General features: G+C 64.1%; 1 pseudogene. It reads right to left on the bottom strand.

Annotation, left to right across the window (positions count from 1 at the left end):
* Positions 1-81 precede the first annotated feature (81 nt).
* Positions 82-920 (bottom strand): annotated as a pseudogene (locus EN993_RS36255) (bifunctional [glutamine synthetase] adenylyltransferase/[glutamine synthetase]-adenylyl-L-tyrosine phosphorylase); the annotation flags it as partial.

Raw genomic sequence — 920 nt, forward strand, 5'->3', positions numbered from 1 at the left:
GGCAAGGGCAAGTTTCGTTGACTTTCTCATGGTCTTCTCCTGTTGCATCGTCACCCCCGATGCGGTCCGGCAGGCCGTTCATCACGGTCGTCCGGCACGAAGCAAAAGGTCGAAGTCTCTCCTGACCTTTTGCGACGTCTCTTTGAGGTGTGCTTCCAGCACACCGAAATCCGGCAGGTCAGTCACTGCCAGAAGCAGATCCGAAAGCCCCGGCGGAACATCGTCGCGCTCAAAGGCTCCGGTGAGGCACAGCCGCGTCATCTGGGTCAGTGCCAGATAGAGCGCGTAGGCGTCGCCAAGCGCCTGCCTGACCTCGGCATCGGCAAAGCCCGGTGCAAGACGCGACAGGATCTCGGCCGTGCCGGTGGCACGTGCAATTGGCACGGTCGGGGCACGCGGCCCGGCATCGACCTGCCCGGTGATGACGGCCACCTGAGCGATGAATTCGAGATCGATGAGGCCGCCGGGAATCAGCTTGATGTCCCACAGATCGCGCGGTGGCTTTTCTTTTTCGATCATGGCGCGCATGTCCGAGGCCTCGGCCATCACCTTTTTCGCGTCGCGCGGCTGGCCAAGCACGGCGGCGACTTCCGCTTCAACCTCACCGCACAAGCTGGCGTCGCCGCCAATGGCGCGGGCGCGGGCCAGCGCCATGTGCTCCCAGGTCCAAGCCTCCTGACGCTGGTATTTCTTGAAGGCATCGATATGGGTGGCCACCGGACCCTTGTTGCCGGATGGCCGCAGGCGCAGGTCGAGCTCGTAGAGCACGCCCTCCGCTGTCGGCGCGGAAACGGCCGCGATCAGCCGCTGCGTCATGCGGGTGTAGTAGTGCGAAGGCGCCAACGGCTTGTCACCATCGGACTCCTCGGCGTCCGGCGCGTGGTCGTAGAGCAGGATCAGGTCAACATCCGATCCGGCGG

Source organism: Mesorhizobium sp. M7D.F.Ca.US.004.01.2.1 (assembly GCF_003997785.1).
GTDB lineage: Bacteria > Pseudomonadota > Alphaproteobacteria > Rhizobiales > Rhizobiaceae > Mesorhizobium > Mesorhizobium loti.